At 51.6% G+C, this 17,646-nt stretch carries 18 protein-coding genes; 9 read left to right on the top strand and 9 right to left on the bottom strand.

What is annotated here, in order from left to right; genetic code table 11:
- Positions 1 to 68 precede the first annotated feature (68 nt).
- Positions 69 to 497 carry an Lrp/AsnC family transcriptional regulator gene (locus L2712_RS12990; RefSeq protein ID WP_088905682.1) on the bottom strand — a complete coding sequence of 143 codons (429 nt, stop codon included), beginning with the start codon at positions 495 to 497 and terminating at the stop codon, positions 69 to 71.
- Between the two features lie 169 nt (positions 498 to 666).
- Here L2712_RS12990 and yjeH point away from each other — a divergent pair, with 169 nt between their 5' ends.
- A complete protein-coding gene (yjeH, locus tag L2712_RS12995) occupies positions 667 to 1,920 on the top strand; it encodes an L-methionine/branched-chain amino acid transporter (protein ID WP_088905681.1) in 1,254 nt (417 codons plus the stop codon).
- 54 nt (positions 1,921 to 1,974) lie between these two features.
- Here the strand turns inward: yjeH and L2712_RS13000 are convergent, their stop codons facing one another.
- Entirely contained in the window at positions 1,975 to 2,595 is a 621-nt protein-coding gene (locus L2712_RS13000) for an energy transducer TonB (RefSeq protein ID WP_088905680.1), read from the bottom strand.
- A 224-nt stretch (positions 2,596 to 2,819) separates the two neighbouring features.
- On the opposite strand from L2712_RS13000, the gene L2712_RS13005 reads away from it, so the two are divergent.
- Complete coding sequence (locus tag L2712_RS13005) at positions 2,820 to 3,584, top strand: class I SAM-dependent methyltransferase (RefSeq protein ID WP_248978018.1); 765 nt, start codon at positions 2,820 to 2,822, stop codon at positions 3,582 to 3,584.
- Positions 3,585 to 3,595: 11 nt separating this feature from the next.
- On the opposite strand, the gene L2712_RS13010 is transcribed toward L2712_RS13005, so the two are convergent.
- Both L2712_RS13010 and L2712_RS13015 read right to left on the bottom strand, forming a co-directional pair.
- Positions 3,596 to 4,048, bottom strand: coding sequence for a tellurite resistance TerB family protein (locus L2712_RS13010; protein ID WP_088905679.1), 453 nt, complete (start codon positions 4,046 to 4,048; stop codon positions 3,596 to 3,598).
- 90 nt (positions 4,049 to 4,138) lie between these two features.
- Positions 4,139 to 4,657, bottom strand: a complete 519-nt coding sequence (locus tag L2712_RS13015; protein WP_088905678.1) for a DUF2780 domain-containing protein — start codon at positions 4,655 to 4,657, stop codon at positions 4,139 to 4,141.
- A gap of 164 nt (positions 4,658 to 4,821) precedes the next feature.
- On the opposite strand from L2712_RS13015, the gene L2712_RS13020 reads away from it, so the two are divergent.
- The 3 genes from L2712_RS13020 (at position 4,822) to L2712_RS13030 (ending at position 8,391) form a co-directional block, all read left to right on the top strand.
- Positions 4,822 to 5,535 (top strand): hypothetical protein, encoded by a 714-nt coding sequence (locus L2712_RS13020; protein ID WP_033540258.1) that lies wholly within the window; start codon positions 4,822 to 4,824, stop codon positions 5,533 to 5,535.
- Between the two features lie 55 nt (positions 5,536 to 5,590).
- Complete coding sequence (locus tag L2712_RS13025) at positions 5,591 to 7,009, top strand: tetratricopeptide repeat protein (RefSeq protein WP_088905677.1); 1,419 nt, start codon at positions 5,591 to 5,593, stop codon at positions 7,007 to 7,009.
- Between the two features lie 74 nt (positions 7,010 to 7,083).
- Entirely contained in the window at positions 7,084 to 8,391 is a 1,308-nt protein-coding gene (locus L2712_RS13030; RefSeq protein ID WP_248978019.1) for a DUF885 domain-containing protein, read from the top strand.
- Positions 8,392 to 8,519: 128 nt separating this feature from the next.
- On the opposite strand, the gene L2712_RS13035 is transcribed toward L2712_RS13030, so the two are convergent.
- Positions 8,520 to 8,870 carry a hypothetical protein gene (locus L2712_RS13035; protein WP_033540255.1) on the bottom strand — a complete coding sequence of 117 codons (351 nt, stop codon included), beginning with the start codon at positions 8,868 to 8,870 and terminating at the stop codon, positions 8,520 to 8,522.
- A 212-nt stretch (positions 8,871 to 9,082) separates the two neighbouring features.
- The gene (locus L2712_RS13040; protein ID WP_033540254.1) at positions 9,083 to 10,045 is read right to left on the bottom strand and encodes a LysR family transcriptional regulator; all 963 of its coding nucleotides are present in this window, start codon (positions 10,043 to 10,045) and stop codon (positions 9,083 to 9,085) included.
- 111 nt (positions 10,046 to 10,156) lie between these two features.
- On the opposite strand from L2712_RS13040, the gene L2712_RS13045 reads away from it, so the two are divergent.
- Positions 10,157 to 11,359, top strand: a complete 1,203-nt coding sequence (locus L2712_RS13045; protein WP_033540253.1) for a multidrug effflux MFS transporter — start codon at positions 10,157 to 10,159, stop codon at positions 11,357 to 11,359.
- A 79-nt stretch (positions 11,360 to 11,438) separates the two neighbouring features.
- Here L2712_RS13045 and L2712_RS13050 read toward each other — a convergent pair whose 3' ends face one another.
- Positions 11,439 to 12,392 (bottom strand): porin family protein, encoded by a 954-nt coding sequence (locus L2712_RS13050; protein ID WP_248978020.1) that lies wholly within the window; start codon positions 12,390 to 12,392, stop codon positions 11,439 to 11,441.
- Positions 12,393 to 12,615: 223 nt separating this feature from the next.
- Here L2712_RS13050 and L2712_RS13055 point away from each other — a divergent pair, with 223 nt between their 5' ends.
- Positions 12,616 to 13,218 (top strand): tRNA-uridine aminocarboxypropyltransferase, encoded by a 603-nt coding sequence (locus L2712_RS13055; RefSeq protein ID WP_248978021.1) that lies wholly within the window; start codon positions 12,616 to 12,618, stop codon positions 13,216 to 13,218.
- Between the two features lie 187 nt (positions 13,219 to 13,405).
- On the opposite strand, the gene L2712_RS13060 is transcribed toward L2712_RS13055, so the two are convergent.
- A complete protein-coding gene (locus tag L2712_RS13060; RefSeq protein ID WP_248978022.1) occupies positions 13,406 to 15,511 on the bottom strand; it encodes a putative bifunctional diguanylate cyclase/phosphodiesterase in 2,106 nt (701 codons plus the stop codon).
- 251 nt (positions 15,512 to 15,762) lie between these two features.
- Here L2712_RS13060 and L2712_RS13065 point away from each other — a divergent pair, with 251 nt between their 5' ends.
- Positions 15,763 to 16,104, top strand: coding sequence for a hypothetical protein (locus L2712_RS13065; protein ID WP_248978023.1), 342 nt, complete (start codon positions 15,763 to 15,765; stop codon positions 16,102 to 16,104).
- Between the two features lie 17 nt (positions 16,105 to 16,121).
- Positions 16,122 to 16,766 (top strand): class I SAM-dependent methyltransferase, encoded by a 645-nt coding sequence (locus tag L2712_RS13070; RefSeq protein ID WP_248978024.1) that lies wholly within the window; start codon positions 16,122 to 16,124, stop codon positions 16,764 to 16,766.
- Here L2712_RS13070 and L2712_RS13075 read toward each other — a convergent pair.
- Positions 16,763 to 17,473, bottom strand: coding sequence for a flagellar brake domain-containing protein (locus L2712_RS13075; RefSeq protein ID WP_248978025.1), 711 nt, complete (start codon positions 17,471 to 17,473; stop codon positions 16,763 to 16,765). The genes L2712_RS13070 and L2712_RS13075 overlap by 4 nt on opposite strands.
- Positions 17,474 to 17,646: the final 173 nt, after the last annotated feature.

Raw genomic sequence — 17,646 nt, forward strand, 5'->3', positions numbered from 1 at the left:
TAAGCGTATCCTAAAGGAAACCAGACGGCCAAACTGTTAGCCATGTTCAGCCTTAGGTAATCTCTGCGTTAGCCACGATTGTCGATCCATTCGCTCATTACCACATGGGTTTTGAGTTTGATGATGTCGGTTTGGGCGTCGATATATTCGCGGATCTCGTGTAACCGTCGCATCGAATCGGCCTGCACATAAACCAGCAGATCCATGTCGCCCGTGATGCCGCGGCAGGTGATCACCTCGGGGATCGACTGAAACACATGCACCACATCGGCACAGCGGGGGCAGCGGTGCTGAATTTCGAAGTAGGCAGAAACGCCCTCTTTTTGCGATTCGCTCAGTAGCACTTGGTAGCCACGAATAATACCAGTCTGTTCCAGTTTCTTGATCCGTTCGGAGACGGCGCTGCGTGACAGGCTGACGGTGTCGGCTATGCTGGAAACACTCTGCCTGGCGTCTTGCCGCAGGGCGCTGATGATGGCCTTATCAAACTTATCCAAGGTATCCTCTCTTGTCTCTGCCAAAGTCTCTGACCGACAAAGTGTCGGTATATTGTGATAATTCCGTCAAAGTGTCGGTATAGATGCTCCTTTCGGCGGAAATCTTTGACAGACTGTTTTACGCGCTAAGTCTATACTAACCCCATTAATAACCCTAACAGAACCTAAGATGGAACAGAATCACGGTACGATCGGCCGCTGGCAAGGCGCCGGATTGATGGCCACCACTTTGCTTGGCACAGGCGTGTTTATTCTGCCTGAAATGACCATAGCCACCGCCGGCAGCGGCGCTTTGCTTGCCTGGATCTTGCTGACGTTCGCCATTATTCCCGTGACTCTGGTCTTTGCGCGACTGGCGGGGGTGTTTCCCCATGCCGCCGGTCCAGCCTATTTTGTCGAGAAAGCCTTTGGCCGAACGGCGGGACGTACCACAGGTCTTATCTTCCTCTTAGTGGTGCCCATAGGCACGCCTGCGGCGATCTTGATGACCTTTCAATTTATCAATGCCTTAGTGCCGCTGGTGGGCTGGCAGCAGTTGATGACTGAGCTAGCCTTGTTGTTGCTGTTATTGGGCTTAAACCTCAAGGGGATACAGGTCTCAGCCAAGTTACAGTTTGCTCTCACCCTGGCCATCGTCTCTGTGGTGGTGATCTTGTTTGGTGCCGGCGGTGCAAAATTGGGAGATCTGGAATTGGCCACGCCCCATGCCGGTAGCGATATGAGTCTGGTGATGGCTGCCGCCGGTATCGCCTTCTGGAGTTTTCTGGGTATCGAAGCGATGACACACCTGTCGAATGATTTTAGGCGCCCCGAAAAGGATATGCTGCCGGCGATGATCATAGGCACAGTACTGGTTGGGCTAGTGTATGTGACCTGCACGCTGATGCTCTTGTTTGTCCCTAAGGGTGAGGGCTTGGCTATGGTGGCCGCATTCGATCATCTACTGGGGGGTTATGGTGCCCAGGTGATAGGTATTTTGGGGATAGCCGGTGGCTTGGCGACAGTGAATGTCTACACCGCCAGTGTGGCGAGATTGATCTGGAGCTTTAGCCGTGAAGGGGTATTACCGCGCTATTTCGACAAGCTTAACCAGCACAGGGTCCCGGTGCGAGCCTTGGTGGCCGTGTTGCTCACCATGGCGCTGGTGATCTGTCTGACCTATCTGCTCGGCCAAGAGCTGGAGCACTTGATCGCCTGGACCAATGGGGTGTTCGTACTCATCTATCTGGTTTCTATGCTGGCGGCGGCCAAGCTACTGAGTAAGCGCTATCTGCCGCTGGTGATCATGGGGGTTATCTTCTGCCTGGCGATGGCCGTGGCGCTGGGCGCGAGCATGCTCTATGCCCTGCTGTTGGTGTTGGTACTGGCACCGTTACTCTGGTGGCAGAAGACCCATCTTGTGCGTAAGCAGGCTTACCCTTAGGGAGCTTGTTAGCAGGGAGTTATCGCTATACTCCCTGCTCGATTTTCCTAGCGCTTAAATCTGTTGATCCAGCTTAAAGTCGAGCCTTACCTGTTGCTTGGTTTGCGCCATCACCCGACCCTCTTCCATCCTAGGTTTATATTTCCATTTCTTTAACGCATCTATGGCCGCCTGGTTAAAGATCCGCTTAGGTTTAGCCTGAATCACCTTGATATTCTCCACCGACCCACTTGCTGAGATATCAAATTCCAGTAGTACGTAGCCCTCTTTGCCCTCTTGCGCGGCTGGTATGGGATACTGAGGCGATACCTGGATGATAGGCAGGGCATCACTGCTGTTGTCTACCCCGCGTGTCTCCTGACTTACCGGGTTCACCTTGGGCATGTCTATGGCGCCTGGTGTCAGCCCTGTCTCACTGGTTTCGCTCTTTTCAAAGCCCTTTATATTCCTTGGCGGCTGAATCGGTTCTTGTTGAGGCTCGATGACTGTTTGGTGCTGGTTTTCTTCTGGCGGTTGCTCCTCGAAGGAGAAGTTGAGATCAGGCGTTGCAACAACATATTCAGCAGTGGGCTGCTGGTTATCGATCAGCTTGGCCATGAAAGCGAATAGAGCCAGGGTGATGACACCACCTAGGACGGCGATAAAGGTTCGTTTTAACAGTGCAGTTTGTTTCATAAAGCTTCCTTACCTTATTCTCTTTGCCACAAACCAGACAGCCTATTTGTAAGCAAATGTAAACGACAGACTTATAGGCTTATCACCCTTTTTTAGCTTTGGCTAATAAAAAGTCAATCTCCAGTTAAATTAAGATATTTTTGATTACATTTTAATAACCGGTGGTTTACATCTTGCGGGTATGCTGGTTCGAAATATAAGTTAATGTGTGGGGGGGAGTAAGTATGCAGCATTTGAATCTTGCGATGTTGTGCCTGATGGGAGGTATGGTGTTGGGAAACGTGAACAGTTGTTTTGCTCAGGGGGAGGCTGCGGCGATCAATGCTGCGGTTGATAGCCAGCAGAGATTGGCCCGTGACAAGGAGCGTGATGCGAGTCGGCATCCTCGTGAGATCCTAAGCTTTTTCGAGGTCGCTCCAGGCCAGAGGATATTAGATCTTTTCTCCGGTGGTGGCTACTACAGTGAACTCCTGTCTCGAGTCGTGGGTGAGCAGGGGAGTGTATTGGTACACAACAACCAGGCCTACCTGCCGTTTGCCAAGGAGGATCTGGCCGAGCGACGATATCAGGAACGTCTGCCCAATGCCGAAGTGATTATTAGCGAAGCCGACGATCTGCAATTGCCTGAGGCAAGCTTTGATCGGATCTTCTTTATCTTAGGCTTCCACGACACCTATTATGATGAGCCGGGTTGGCCAGCCATCGACAGGGAAAGACTCTTAAACCAGATGTTTACCAGTCTCAAGCCCGGCGGCCTGGTCGCGATTATCGATCATGATGCACAGGTTGGCAGTGATACCAGCACGGCCCCTGAACTGCATCGACTGGCTAGGGCTCATGTGGTGAGCGCTATGGAAGCGGCTGGATTTAAGCTACTGGGGAGTTTGGATCTGCTGGAAAATCCAGAAGATAAGCTCACTGTGTCGGCCTTTGATCAAGCTGTGCGCGGCAAGACAAGTCGCTATGTGCTTAAGTTTGCTAAGCCATAAAGGGTGAATTGTTAGCGCGTCTTGTTGATCGCGGCGTTTCTGAGCTGGATCAGTTCGCTGTGTTTGAGGTAGAGGAGCTCTGCCGTGCGGCGGATGATCTGATCCTCATAGCGGCAGAGGTTGCCATCGGCATAGGCGAGGGTCCACATTGCCAGAATCAGCTGTTGTTTCTGCTCCAGACTGCATTGGTCGTTGATCTCTTTGGTGAACTCATACAGTGAAGTGGCATTGCCCTGTGCCTGTTTGGCTTCTTGCACCAGGGATTGTGCTTCCAATGGCGTGAGCGACAGCGCCGAGGTCAAAAGTTCAGGCAGTAAGGCGGCTTCCTGTTCATCTATGGTTTGATCGGCATAGACGACCTCCAGTAGCAGACTGGCGGCAGCCAACTGAAGGTGCTTGGCCTTCTCCTCGGGGGATTCCGAGTGAGTCTGGGCGGTGAGAAACTGTTTAAGCTTGGCGATCATCACTCGTACCTTTTTGACTGAGATAGGGATTTAGAGTGCCAGAGTGACAGAGAGTTCATCCGATACAGATGAACTCTTTTTCATGGAGAGTTAGAGTATTGCCCCCAGGCCCTGCATCAGCAGATCTGTGGTACCGGCGCCAGCATTGGCGTCGAGATAGCCTTTCACTATATCCACCATGGGCATAGCCAGATCTTTGGAAATACCGAGTTTTTCGAAAGAGTCATACACCTTGGCGCCGCCTTGAAGTGAGCTGCCCAGATCGCCAGCCTTAGACAATAAGCCTGACATGCCTGAATCGCTATCGAGTTGCGGCGCAGCGGATAGCAGACCATCGATACCGGGTATCGCCTCGGCGATAGGACCAAAGCTGTCACCGCCCAGAGTGGTTTTGGCTAACGAAAGCAGGCTGCCGAGTCCACCTTCCGCCTGATTCTGGTTTAAGCCGAGTTGAGACATGACCGAGCCAACCAGATCGTTGTTTTGTGTCTGGGTCGCAGTCGGCTGGCTCTGTTCCTGCTCGGTGAGATCGTCAAACCAGCCTGCTGATGCCGGGCTGCTAAGCAGTAAAGTACCAATGATAAAGGAGCTGATAGTGGAAAATTTCATGAATCGCCATCCTCTGGTGATAAGTGCTAAATTTAAGGCTCATTCTAGCCTAGGCGGGCGTTAATTTTGTATCTATTTTTAGACATCTGTTGTGCATTAGCGCTGAAATTTCGGTATCCTGTCGCACTTACAAGTTGGTTTATAACTATCTAATGGAAAGTCACATGTCATTGTCAGCGATTTTGACCGAAGCTTATAACTTCTTTCGTAATCATATTCGCCAATTAGCTATCTTAACAGTGCCTATTTTGTTTGTTCAGGTGGGCATTCAGATGTGGTTGGGGATGGAGATCAATAACGCCGATCTGGAAAATCCTCAGTTTGGCGTGCCCCATATGGTCGCTATGATGGTGCTATTGCTGGTTTTTTCACTCTTGATCGCCGCTCTGACTCTGTTTATGGAGGTGCGATCTCACGGTCACGAGCCCTCGACTGGTCAGGTCATTAAGACCAGTGTGAGCTTTGTTCCGCCGCTGCTGTTGGCCGGTGTCTTTTCTGGTTTGGCTATTTTGGCGCCCGTGATGCTGTTTGCGGCATTTGGCCCTCTTTGGTTGGTGGGCCTGGTGATCAGTATTTACGTCTTTGCCCGTCTGGCCTATGTCAATTTCATGGTGGTGGTTGAGCGCCTGACACCGCTTGAAGCGATTAAGGGTAGCTTTAGATTTAGTGGCCCTATCGCCTTTAAAACCTTGCTGGTACTCATGCTATATATTCCGATCTCGCTGATCGGTGGCACCCTATCTAGCCTGGCACAGAACGGGGGCTTCCCTCTGATGCTGGTGGTCGAAGTGCTAGTGGCCTTCTTTGGGCTATTCGTTAACGTTGCTCTGTTTCGTCTTTATATGGTGTCACGCCCAAGTATTGATGAGCAGGTGTAAGCCCAGTTATTTCACTGCATATAACCGATAAATAGATACCCACGGAGTCCTCACCTTGCTTAGCGATATCGAACTGGTTAGCCAATTTTCTCGCGACTTAGGTGAAGACTACCGTGTGGCCAAGAGCTATGTGCGAGACGTGCCGACCCAGGCACTGTTACATGTACGTAGCTTTACCCATAAGTTGACCGATAAGCTGGCTTCATCTCAGCAGTTGGTGTTCGACAGCCCTAATCTTTACGACCGCATCGAAACCCTCAACCGTCAGCGCGTGATCAATGTCAGGGTGACCCGGGCATTGCACCGTTTGCGCGGCGATGGTAACCGCGGCGCTCACCCTGAGAAATATCACCTCACCCAAGAGGCGTTGCAGCAACTGGCTGAAAAGGCAATTGAGCGCCTGGTTAAACTGGTGGAAGAGCTTTATCCCATCTTCTGTGATGGCGAGGCCCCTGAATATCAATTTGAGCCTTTCGATGCCTTTGCCGGGCGGGATCTCTGTTATCGCGCCGTGATGGAGAACGATCCCCAGGCGCAATATTTGGTGGGGATGTCGCTCAAGACAAAGGCGTTGATGCAGAAGGAGCAGGAGCAGGCGCTGCGTGATGAGGCTGATGCCGAGCCTAAGCTTGATAGCGAAGCAAGCTTTAAGCAGGCTGCCCATTGGTTTGCCCTGGCTGCCCCTTATCTGCCCGAGGCTCAGCACGAACATGGGGTGAGTTTACTGCACGGCTATGCGGGCGAAGTAGATGCAGCGGCCGGAGAGAGTGCCATTATTGCCGCTGCCAAGGCGGGTGTGGTTAATGCCATGGCACTGCTGGGGTATTTCTATCTGGTCGGTGGTGAGCAGATCAGTGTCGATACCCAACTGGCTTATCGCTACCTGCAGGCCGCCGCCGATCGCGAGCAGTCTGAGGCGATGGCGAATCTGGGCGTGCTCTATTATCAACAGGCCAACTATGCTCAGGCCTATCACTACATCTCCAGTGCCGCTCAGGCGGGTTTTCCCCATGCACAATATCATCTTGCCTTGATGTTGGCGCGCGGAGAAGGGTGTCAGCCCGATCCCCTAGCGAGCGAGCAGTGGATGGCCGAGGCCGCCGAGCAGGGGCAACTCGATGCCATGCTGCATTGTGCCCAGCAGATGCTGAACAATGAGAATGCCCTGGGTAATGACTTCTCCTTGGCCGAGCGTTATCTGAGAGAAGCGGTGAAATATGGTCACAGCGTGCCGGCCATGATAGAGCTGAGCATCGCCCTGGCCGATGGCATCTTAGGCCGTATCGATGTGGTAGGCTCCGCGGCGCTACTCAAGATGGCCCGTCAGCGTGGCAACGCCCGCGAAAAAGAGGTGATAGCCCCCTTGTGGGAGTCGCTGACCCTGCAGATAGATAAGGTATTGGCGGTCACTCAGGCCCCCGATGAACTAAAAGCCCTGCAGCGTGCTCGCGAGCTTTTGAGCGATCCCGAATAACCCCTCCTCATTGCATACAATATTCATTTATGGCTTAATGAGCGCCTCTGTTTCTCAGCTGGTGTGGAGTCTCTGTGTCTCATCCTCAAACGGCCGCTTGTGTCATCTGCCATCAAACCTCTGCTGCGGCCCAGTGCGCTACCTCTAACAGGACGCTCAACGCCTTAGCCGAAGGCTATATCAAACTCGTCTTGGCGATAGGCTGTCATCAACCTCTTTATGTCGACGCCTATTATGGTCCCGCTGACTGGCAAGCTCAGGCGAGCCTTAGGCCGCTTACTGAACTGGTCGCTGACTCTGCTTCGTTAAGGGCGGAGTGTGACAAGGTAAGCAAGGGGTTAGATTGTCAGGCGCTCCTCCAGCGACATCGCTTTTTAACCAAACAACTGACCTCGGTGGCAAGTTATTTAACCGGACTCATGGGGGAGTCGTTGAGTTTCGATCAGGAATCTTTGGCTCTCTATGATGCTAAAGCGCCTAAGCATCAGCTGAGTCACTTTAGTGAGACCCTTGCCGAGCTCGATAGGCTATTGCCGGGTGAGGGGAGTCTGACTTCAAGGTTTGAAGCGTACCGGCGCCCGTTTATCGTGCCGTTTGACAAGGTGCCTCAGGTCTTTACCGCCGCGGTGGAGCAGGCTAGAGCGTTGACGCGGCAACATATTGTGCTGCCGGAAGAGGAGCGCTTTAGGGTGGAGTTCGTCAAGGATAAGATCTGGACTGCCTACAACTGGTATCAGGGTGACTACACGAGTCTTATCCAGCTTAATCAAGACCATCCCTTGTATCTGGAGCGGGCAATGGAGCTGGCCAGTCACGAAGGGTATCCGGGGCATCATCTGTTTAATCTGTTGCAAGAACGGGATCTGGTTAAGGGCCTGGGTTGGATGGAATATGCTGTTTACCCGCTTTACAGCCCTATCTCGTTTCTCTCTGAGGGCAGTGCCAACTATGGCTTATCACTCTTGATGTCTAAGGCAGAAATTATTGCCTTCGAGCGGGAGGTGTTAATGCCTTTGGCGGGTATTGAGGGCGATATTCACCACTATCATAGGGTGATGGATGCCTACAAAGGCTTAGCCCATTTGGATGAATTGGTGTGCCGGCAGTTTATCGACGGTGAAATCGATGCTGATCAGGCGGCGCAAATGTTAGTGGAGTTTGGTTTGTATAGCAGTGCTAAGGCGGCGCAGCGGGTAGACTTCTACCGCTCTAATCGCAGCTATGTGATTAACTATCACTTTGGCGAGGCTAGTGTCGGGGAATATGTTAAGAGTCAGGCCCGTGACACAGCACAGGCCTGGAAGGTGTTTACCGCCCTATTGGCCAGACCAAGGGCGGCGAGTGAGATTATACCAATCCTAGTAAATAGCAGATCATCCTAGCTTGTTTAATCGCTCGATAACTGCATTAGCATTTTTGATTGTAGAATAACTACTTATCGAAAAATTCCGCCTTGTTCCCGAGCGTTTATCCGACGCTATTTCTGACCACTTACTTACTGTGATTGGTATTATTCGTTAGGGTCGTGCTCGAAGGTACGTCCCTGACGTGGGGCCTGGGTTTGACCGAAGGGCGATGCGGTGTCAAATGACCGCGCCGAATATCCCTTTTGGTCAAAACCTGCTGTACGCTCGCCAAAGGCGGCGTTCCCCTGCTGGCGAAACTTTGCCAGCTGGCGCTTAAGAAAGACCCGGCCAAACAGGCTCAGGATAATAAAGCTTAAGGCGCCGACGAGAATGACAAAGGGAAGCGCTAGCAAGACCAATGTCATGACTACTAAACCGATTGCGAAGGCCATCCAGCCTTTAGTACCCGAGAACCTATGCTGAAAAGGCGTCTGTTGAAATTGATGATAAATCATAGTTTCTCCCTAAGGGCCGTCTAACTTTCAGGTTGAATTTCTGTTCGATATGCCCTGCATTGATGGCTCGATTGTGCACATACAGCCCAGCGAGATCACGTTAAATTCGTTTAATCTAAGCCGTAAAATGTTACTGAATGTCTCCGTGGCTACCCAAGCATCATAACCAGTCCAAGGTTAACCTAAGCTGAACCAAGGGCCGATTTACGGCATTAGTCTTGATGAAATGCCTGGGCAACACTCTTACAGATGGTTTCGCGTATCCACTTATGTCCTGGCTCGTCGTTATTGCGCTCATGCCATAGCAATACATAGGCCAGGGAGTGGAAATCGAAGGGCAGGGGCAACTCCTCCAGGGCATAGAGTTTGCGGGCATGGGCCGCAAAACTGGAGGGTAAGGTAAAGATCAGATCGCTATGGGCGCAGACACTGGCGGCGCCATAGAAATCGGGTACTGTGGTGCTCAGGTGGCGACGCTTACCCGATTTAGCCAGAAAGTAGTCCAGTGCCCACCACTCATTGCCCTCGCAGCGTACCTGTACATGAGACATCTCCAGATAGATATCCAGATCCCATCGATGATTTCTGATGGCTGGCAGCATGGGATGATCCTGGCGAACCAGACAGACCTGATAGTCGGTAAACAGCGTCTGATGAGCTATCCCTTCAGGTAGCCGGTCGATGATGAGATCCGATTGCGGATTGATATCCCGTCCGGTAATACCAAAATCTATCTGCCCCTTCTGCAGCGACGAGAGGGATTTTTCCATCCAAAGATAGGAGTCCAACCTGAGGTTGGGGGCATTATTGAGCAGGGGCCCGATAAAGTAGGGGATCAGCGTCTCATAGGCACTCTCGACCATGGCAAAAGAGAACTGGCGCCGACTGCTGGCGGGATTGAAGCTCGGCGGCTGGGTCAGCAGATAGAGTCCTTGCAACATGTCGGGCAGCTGCTGGCCAAGATAGGCGGCATGGGCCGTGGGTTTAAGGCCGTGTGCGGTGCGGATAAAGAGTGGGTCGCCTAAGGTATCACGCAGACGGTTGAGGCTCTTACTCAGGGCGGATTGGCTTAGGTGCAGACGGCTGGCGGCGCGGGTAACGCTGCGCTCTTCCAGTAGGACTTGCAGCATGACCAAGAGGTTTAGATCGATTCGGGCCAGGTTGTCGAGATTCATAATGATATTCCTTAAAGGAAATTAGCTTTTGAAATTATACCATTTCTGTTCATAACTCGGCTGGTCTAAAATGCTCCCTATTACCTTAACCCCTATGTAAATTAGAGAAATATGCGTCGAAACCTGTTACCCATACTTATGTTAATGGTGGTCTTGAGCCCCCTTGCCATCGACATCTATCTGCCCTCAATGCCAGTCATGGCGGCTGAATTTGCCGTGTCTGCTAGTCAGGTGCAATCGACGCTAGTGCTGTTTTTGTTTGCCATGGGGGTCGGTCAGGTGTTGATAGGCCCACTGGCGGATCGCTATGGTCGTCGCCCTATTGCACTGGGTGGTCTGCTGCTCTATATCGCCAGCAGCCTATTGGCTGTGGTAGCGATGGAGTTTCATTGGCTGCAACTGGCCCGCGTGCTACAAGGCTTAGCAGCCTGCTCAACCTCTATCGTGGTCTTTAGTGCCGTCAGAGATTGCTTTACGCCTAAAGAAGGTGCTCGTTATTACAGTTATCTGAACGGGGTGATCTGTGTGATCCCGGCGTTGGCACCCACCCTAGGCGGCCTGTTGGCGCTGCAGTTTGGCTGGCGTTCTACCTTCGTGTTTATGACGCTGTACGCCATCATCATCATGATCATCGTCGGCTATCGCCTGCCGGAGACCCGCCCCGCGAATACCGTGACCGAAGGGCCGCTCTATCGCTGGTCACGCTATAAGCCTGTGCTGATCGATCCGCACTTTATGTTCTACGCCTTTGCCTGTATGGCTGGTATGGCGGCAATTCTCGCCTATGTTTCCTACTCGCCTGTGTGGCTTATCGAGACAATAGGCGTGTCCGAGCTGACCTTCAGTGGTCTGTTTGGTCTCAACGCCTTAGTGAACATCGCAGCCTGTTTTGCCGCGCCAGTGGTGATTCAGAAGCTGGGTAACCGTCCGACAGTGATCCTAGCGCTAAGCACCATGTTGGTCTCTGCCCTATTGCAACTTGGGGTACAGTGGGCTGGCCCGCAGACGGGACTGGCGGCGGCCTTTGGTTTTATGCTGCCTATGATGCTGCTGTGTATCGGCTTTGCTCTGCTGCTCGGCCCGGCGACCAGTATGGCATTGGCAGGCTTTGGTGAGCGTGCAGGTACGGCCACCGCCATGCTTGGCTTTATCCAGATGAGTGGCGCCTCTATTTTGGCAGGACTGGTGCAGCAGACATCGCTCACCGCTCCCTACGCCGTGGTCGTCGTCATGGGTGGCTTGGCAAGCCTGTTGTTGGTCGCCATGAACATGGGCCGACTAGATGCCTGGCACCAGGAGCGTCACGCCCATTGATAGCCGTAACCTAATCCATTCGCAACACCCTTTTAGCCTGCATTAGTGAACTCAATGCAGGCTTTTTTTTCGCCTGATGTTAGAAGCGGGCGTTTACCCCTATGCCGATAAGAAAATCATCGGCGAAATCTTCATCGGAAAATCGCTTTACCCCAGCGAAGTTGGCGGCGAAGTGGTTGGAGAACTGCCACCAATACTGTGTCGATAGGCTAAACAGGTTGATGCTGTCCTCAAAGGTATTTGTGTTAATACCATTATCTGGGGTGAGCCACTGGATTTTTGCATCGCTATTTAACCAAGTATAACCGGCGCCAACAGACCAGGCTGGGGTGATATACCAGTCTGCGCTCAGGCTCACTTGAGTCGTGTCATTGTGATAACCAGCCACTTCTAATTGTGAACTTATGGTATTACTGGTTTCCAGTTGGCCATATTCTATTTGGGCCTTGAAATCTAAGCCCGTGGTGGATTGCAGCGGAAAGTAGCTACGGATATGGGCGCCGTATAGATCGCTGTCTTTATCGAATGTAATAACTTCTGCAGTGCTTAGATTCCAAGAGTCTGAGTTGCCTTGATATTGATAATAGATGGCGACTTCGGAGCTATCGTTAAAATAGTAGCCAAGGTTTATGCCATAGCCGGTTTCATCTTCATCTATTGGAGAACTTAAAAACTCACTGCTATCTACGTTGAGATAGAGATAATTGGCGCCAATAAACCAATTTGAGGCCATCACATATCGGCCATCTACACTGTATCTCACCGTATCGTCATAGGCGTTGGTCTGGGCATACATACCGCCGAGATAGGAGCTTTGTGCTAAAAATCCGGCTAAAGCATGGGGGGCATTGTTATTTTTCACCGGCTCAAAATAGAAACGGTAGTCAAGATTCCACAGACCGTCTTCGAAGTTATCGGTATCGGTACCGAAGCTCACATTGGCTTCATGTTGGAAGGTGTTAACGGCTTCACCGGCAAATACCTGTGTGGTTAAACCTAAGAGAAGGGGGAGTGTGAGTAGCTGCTTTTTCATTTTTCTTCCTTGTTGTCATGATGAAGGCTGCATCCATGCTGTGATAACACTCTGCTGCCCGTTATAATCTTGCTGGTATACGAGCTGTTGCCCGGTAGCGGATTATATTTGTTAAGCAATTGTTGTGTAAAGGTTTGATTTTTATGCGTCAGTTCCAGAGCAAGCCGCCTTTTGCGTCAGTTAGGTTAGCATTCAGCGCCTACCCATTAATCGTGAGGATCTTGTGAGCCGTCCTGTTTGTCCCAAATGCCAATACCCTGTGAATGCCTGCCTGTGCGAGCACATTCGGCCGCTGTCGACTCAGGTCGAGCTGATTGTGTTGCAACACCCGAGTGAGGTGTCACATGCCAAGAACAGTGTAAAGCTGATGCAAGCCGTGATGGGGGATAGATTGCGACTGGTGGTAGGGGAGACGCCGACGGATTTTACCGACTTGAGGACCTACCTTAAGGCCCAGACTCGGCCAGTGTTGTTGCTCTACCCGAGTGAAACCAGTCAGCCGCTAAAGTCACCTAAGAATAACCATGAAGCGATCTTGCTGCTGCTCGACGGTACTTGGCGAAAAGCTTTTAAGCTGCTTAAGTTAAATCCCTGGTTGGCCGAGTATCCTGCGGTGCATCTGGATCTCGACGCCCCGTCTAAATACACCATACGCAAAGCCAAACGCGATGATAGCCTGTCCACCCTTGAGGCGGCGGCATTGGCCATTGAAACCTTGGAATCAAGCTGTGATGTGTCACCGCTCACCGATGCCTTAGCGGCCTTGGTACGGCAAAGACTCGATGCTATGCCGCCAGAGGTGAGGCAAAGGTATCTTCAGAAATAGGCAATGGTAAAACTGTGAAGCAGATATAAATTGGCAGATCAGCCTATGGCATAGATCACGATAATGTTAGGTAATTTAGGGTTTAATAGTCTTAGTCACCCTTGATAGGGTGGTCAGATAGCTGTGTCAGTTTACTGTCCATGCAGGGAGGCAGTATTGCCCTAGAGGTGCTGACACAGTTATCGGTTCAATGGGCCATGAAGTTTGCCTTGGTGAACTGCCCCGCCGCTGCCGGATATCCATAGAAATACCCTTGAGCAAACCCTTTACCCATGCCTGACAGTATCTGTTTCTGTTCCAGGGTCTCGACGCCTTCCACCACGAATTGAATATTAAGTGCCTGGGCTAGTTGGATCATTGCCTGACAGAGCTCTCTTCCTTGAGGCTCGTTGAGCCGTTCGGCGAAGCCCGCATCTATCTTCAGCGTGTCTATAGGCAGATTCCCCAGCTTGCTAAGAGACGATAGCCCTGCGCCAAAATCATCGATGGCGATACGCACGCCCAGCGCCTTTAGCTGGCTTAGGGTCTGTTTAACTCGCATGGGTTGGCGCAGTAGCGCCGACTCAGTGATCTCCAGTACCAGGTTGCAGGCGGGCAGGTGACTCAACGCCAGCGCGTGTTTGACCTGTTGGACAAAATCTGGATGTTCGAGCTGGGTTGCCGACACATTCACGCAGGCCTGTAGTGGCTTTTTCAGCTCATCTTGCCATTTGGCGACCTGAGTACAGGCAGTGGTGAGTACCCACTGACCTATATTGATCAACAAGCCTGTTTCTTCCAGCAGCGGTACGAAATCGCAGGCCTCTATGATCTCGCCATCGCTCTTGTGCCAACGCAGCAGGGCTTCGACGCCAATCACCTGGTTACCCTCAAGATCCACAATCACCTGATAAGCCAGTTGGAACTGATTCAGGCTAAAGGCATGGCGCAGGTCGTTGATTGTCTTGAGTCTATGCTGAGCATCTTTGTGCATCTTGTTGTCATAGAAGAGCACATGATTAGGGCTTTTCTTGGCACAATACATGGCGGTATCGGCACAGCTGAGAAGCTGAGCAGCTTGATCGCTATGGGTTGGGAATAGCGCGATACCAACACTGGTGCCCAGATAAAATTTCTGACCGTTGATCTCAAAGGGAGCATCAAAAATGGCGAGCAACTGCTGGGAGACGGCCTCTATCTCGTCAACATTGTGGTAATCGGTTAAGACTAAAGTGAACTCATCGCCACCGAGCCTGGCGATATGGGCCTTGTCGATACAGCTGGCTTCGAGGCGGGCGGCGACCAGTTGCAGTACTTTGTCGCCGGTGGCATGGCCAAAGCAATCATTCACATTCTTAAAGCCGTTGAGATCCATAAACATCACGGCGCCCAGCTTACCCGTTTGCTGTTTGACCTCGGCGAGGGCTTGATCCAGATGCAGCTTGAGCTGATGTCGATTGGGCAGGCCTGTTAGGGTATCCACCATGGCTTGCTCTGTCAGGCGTGACTCCAGGCGTTTCTTGGCGCTGATGTCGCTGAACAGGGTGACATAATAGATCTCGCCATCGATCTGTATCTTGCGGCAACTCTTCCAGGCGGGAAATTGGCTGCCGTCTGAGCGGGTTTTAGTGGTTTCTCCCTGCCAGCTTCCTCTATCTTCCAGGCTCTGTAGGAAGTCGCTGTGACATTGGCTGGCATCGCTAAAGCCCTGTAGCTCGTCTGGCCCTTTGTGGAGTAGCTGATCGGCACTATAGCCACAGATGCGGCACATCGCCTTGTTAACCGCGATGATCTCATGTTTGTCATTACTGATGTAAACCGCCTCGGCGCTATCTTCCAGTATGCTGGAGATCAGTTGTGCGGGCAGGCGCTCGAAGCCGTTAGAGATGTTGTTGCGCCGCTTGGCGCGTCTGTCGGCGGGGTCGAAACGGGCCAGAATGACCTCTGCGTCGCCTAGCTTGGCAGGTAGCATGCTGACCAAGGTGGGCAACTCGCTGCCAAGCTGGCTCATATGCAGCCAGTTGATGCTGATGTGCTCACCTTGATGGACTCGCTCAATTAACTGCTGCGCACGTTCTATGCTGTTGATACCATTTGACTGAATACGCGGAGAGAAGTCGTAGGGGGTGGCATTGATAAAGCTGTCCAGCTGGGTTTGAAAATAATCCAGGGTGCCTTGGTTGGCGCCTATGAAGGAGTGGCCCTTGAGGATAGCTAAGAAAGCAGAGTCGTCCTCACGCCAACGTTCGAGTTGCCGCTGAGTCTCAGGCTGTGCGCTGCTTAGCTGCGCCAATAAAGTTAACCAAGGGCCCATAGGGTGCTCCATGAGATAGGGCAATGAGACGTTAATTTACAGTGGCTTAAGTGATAGCCTCATTACAGGTATGGTTAAAAGTACCGCGAATCAGGAGCAGACTCAAACCTAAGGATAGGTTTTTGCGCTATTTTTAATGCTTTTTTATGACGTTTCGCACGCCTAAGCGTGAGTGGAAAGGTTTTTCGACGTTGTGATGACGATAGTGCTAAAATCGGCTCACACCTCTCGATTAGTTAAGGATAACTGTCATGATTAACGCCATGATGCCCCGTCTAGCCTTGGTATTACTGGTCGGCTTGAGTCTGAATCTCGCCGCCAAAGAACATAAGCGCCTCAGCCCGACTGCCGAGGAGGCCAGCGCGATTGCACGCCAAACCGAGGCGGAGCAACTTGAGAAAGCCAGGGAGGCGGCTAAAGACACCCAGACACGGGAAAAGGAAGTGCTCAAGCGCCAGCAATCGGGTGAATGGCAGGAATCGCAGCGGGAGAAAGCCCAGCGACAGTTTAATGAGCGTGAAAGCCGAGAGGCTAAATATTTAAAAGACGCGATCGATGCGGCGGCGCAAGATCGAAAAATTCCTAAACCTTAACTCTAATTGGATGCTGCGTGAGTCTTTGCCCCCTTTGTCATAGTGAACACTTAAGTTTATTTCATCGCGATAAACACAGAGAATACCTGATCTGCGGCCAGTGCCAGCTGGTGAGTGTTCCTGAACAGTACCGTTTAAGCGCCGAGGATGAGAAGGCGTTTTATGATCATCATGAAAACAACAGTGAAGATGCCGGCTATCGGCGTTTCCTGGGGCGTACCTGGCTCCCCCTGCTTGAGCGCTTGACCCCAGCCCATAAGGGGTTGGATTTTGGCTGTGGCCCTGGCCCCACCATAAGTGTCATGGCCGATGAGGTGGGCATTGTCATGGAGAATTACGATCTCTACTACTTCCCCCATGAGGCGTTGCTCGAGAAGCAATATGACTTTATCACCATGACAGAGGTGATTGAGCATGTGGCTGATGCGCAAGGTTTACTTGCTCGACTTGACGCCATGATGAAGCCCGGTAGCTGTTTAGCTGTGATGACCAAGCGAGTGTTGAGTCAGGCGGCTTTTACTCATTGGCATTACAAGCAGGATCTGACCCATATCTGTTTCTATAGCCAGGCGACCTTTGAGTGGGTCGCCAATCAGTTCAATTGGCAATTAGAAGTCATAGACAAAGATGTCGTCTTCTTTACCAAGGCTAAAATCGGCTAGCTTTTGGGTTGCTGCATCAGGTGGTTGATGATCACCTTTTGCGCAAAGCCCTGCTGATCTGCCTCCATATGCGCGTCATCTAAGGTAAATCCATATTGGAACTGCTGCCGTCCCACGCCCGGTGGCTGAATGTTTTTCAGTATGATGGGCACACTTAGGGTTTCTTCAGACTGGGTAAGCTTGACCTGTAACAGATAGGTCTTGTTGAGCGTGCCGCCTTCTATTTCATTGCCTATATAGGCGCCCCCCTTGATTGAGATATCCTGTAAAAATCCGCTTGAACAGAGAAGTGGCGACTCGCTCTCTGCCTGATGTTCATGTATCGAGGCGGGTACATTGACCGGGATGCGGCTATGTTGCCTCAGCGCCACACTCTGAAGCGTCTTAGGGTATTTCACTACTAACCAACGACCGGCGTGGTTAAGCAGGGTTTTGATTTGACTGCGAAAGGCCAAAATGTTGGCTTCCGGGTCGTCGCTATTGATTAGGCGCACCACAACCCCCTGGCCCTGGGTGATGTACTCCTGAGCGGCCTGCCAATATTTGTCTTGTCCCAAGGCGAGGATAATGGCGTTGTCGGGATCGATGCCGATGAGCCGGGTTCTGAGTCTAATGGGTCTGAGCGGTGTGAGTATCTGCAGCTGGGCTTCCGTGTTGCAGTTGATGCGATTAAGGTAAGCCAAGTCAATTTCTGTGGCTGACTGCAAGGTGAATTCTCCCTTGGGTTAATGTGGCCATGCTTTTTTCTTAGCATGGCACAAAAGCAATAAGTTACAATTCTGTTTGGCGATAATTGCTACAACAGACTTGATCTTATTTATAATTTCACCTCTTATACGAATCACAGTAAGTAAGTGATCAGAAATTGCGTAAGAAAAAC

The sequence above is a fragment of the Shewanella marisflavi genome, assembly GCF_023283925.1.
Lineage (GTDB): Bacteria > Pseudomonadota > Gammaproteobacteria > Enterobacterales > Shewanellaceae > Shewanella > Shewanella marisflavi.

Coding starts and splice junctions, on each gene's coding strand:
- yjeH (WP_088905681.1), top strand. CDS start 667: ATGGAACAGAATCACGGTACGATCGGCCGCTGGCAAGGCGCCGGATTG.
- L2712_RS13000 (WP_088905680.1), bottom strand. CDS start 2,595: ATGAAACAAACTGCACTGTTAAAACGAACCTTTATCGCCGTCCTAGGT.
- L2712_RS13005 (WP_248978018.1), top strand. CDS start 2,820: ATGCAGCATTTGAATCTTGCGATGTTGTGCCTGATGGGAGGTATGGTG.
- L2712_RS13010 (WP_088905679.1), bottom strand. CDS start 4,048: ATGATCGCCAAGCTTAAACAGTTTCTCACCGCCCAGACTCACTCGGAA.
- L2712_RS13015 (WP_088905678.1), bottom strand. CDS start 4,657: ATGAAATTTTCCACTATCAGCTCCTTTATCATTGGTACTTTACTGCTT.
- L2712_RS13020 (WP_033540258.1), top strand. CDS start 4,822: ATGTCATTGTCAGCGATTTTGACCGAAGCTTATAACTTCTTTCGTAAT.
- L2712_RS13035 (WP_033540255.1), bottom strand. CDS start 8,870: ATGATTTATCATCAATTTCAACAGACGCCTTTTCAGCATAGGTTCTCG.
- L2712_RS13040 (WP_033540254.1), bottom strand. CDS start 10,045: ATGAATCTCGACAACCTGGCCCGAATCGATCTAAACCTCTTGGTCATG.
- L2712_RS13045 (WP_033540253.1), top strand. CDS start 10,157: ATGCGTCGAAACCTGTTACCCATACTTATGTTAATGGTGGTCTTGAGC.
- L2712_RS13050 (WP_248978020.1), bottom strand. CDS start 12,392: ATGAAAAAGCAGCTACTCACACTCCCCCTTCTCTTAGGTTTAACCACA.
- L2712_RS13060 (WP_248978022.1), bottom strand. CDS start 15,511: ATGGGCCCTTGGTTAACTTTATTGGCGCAGCTAAGCAGCGCACAGCCT.
- L2712_RS13065 (WP_248978023.1), top strand. CDS start 15,763: ATGATTAACGCCATGATGCCCCGTCTAGCCTTGGTATTACTGGTCGGC.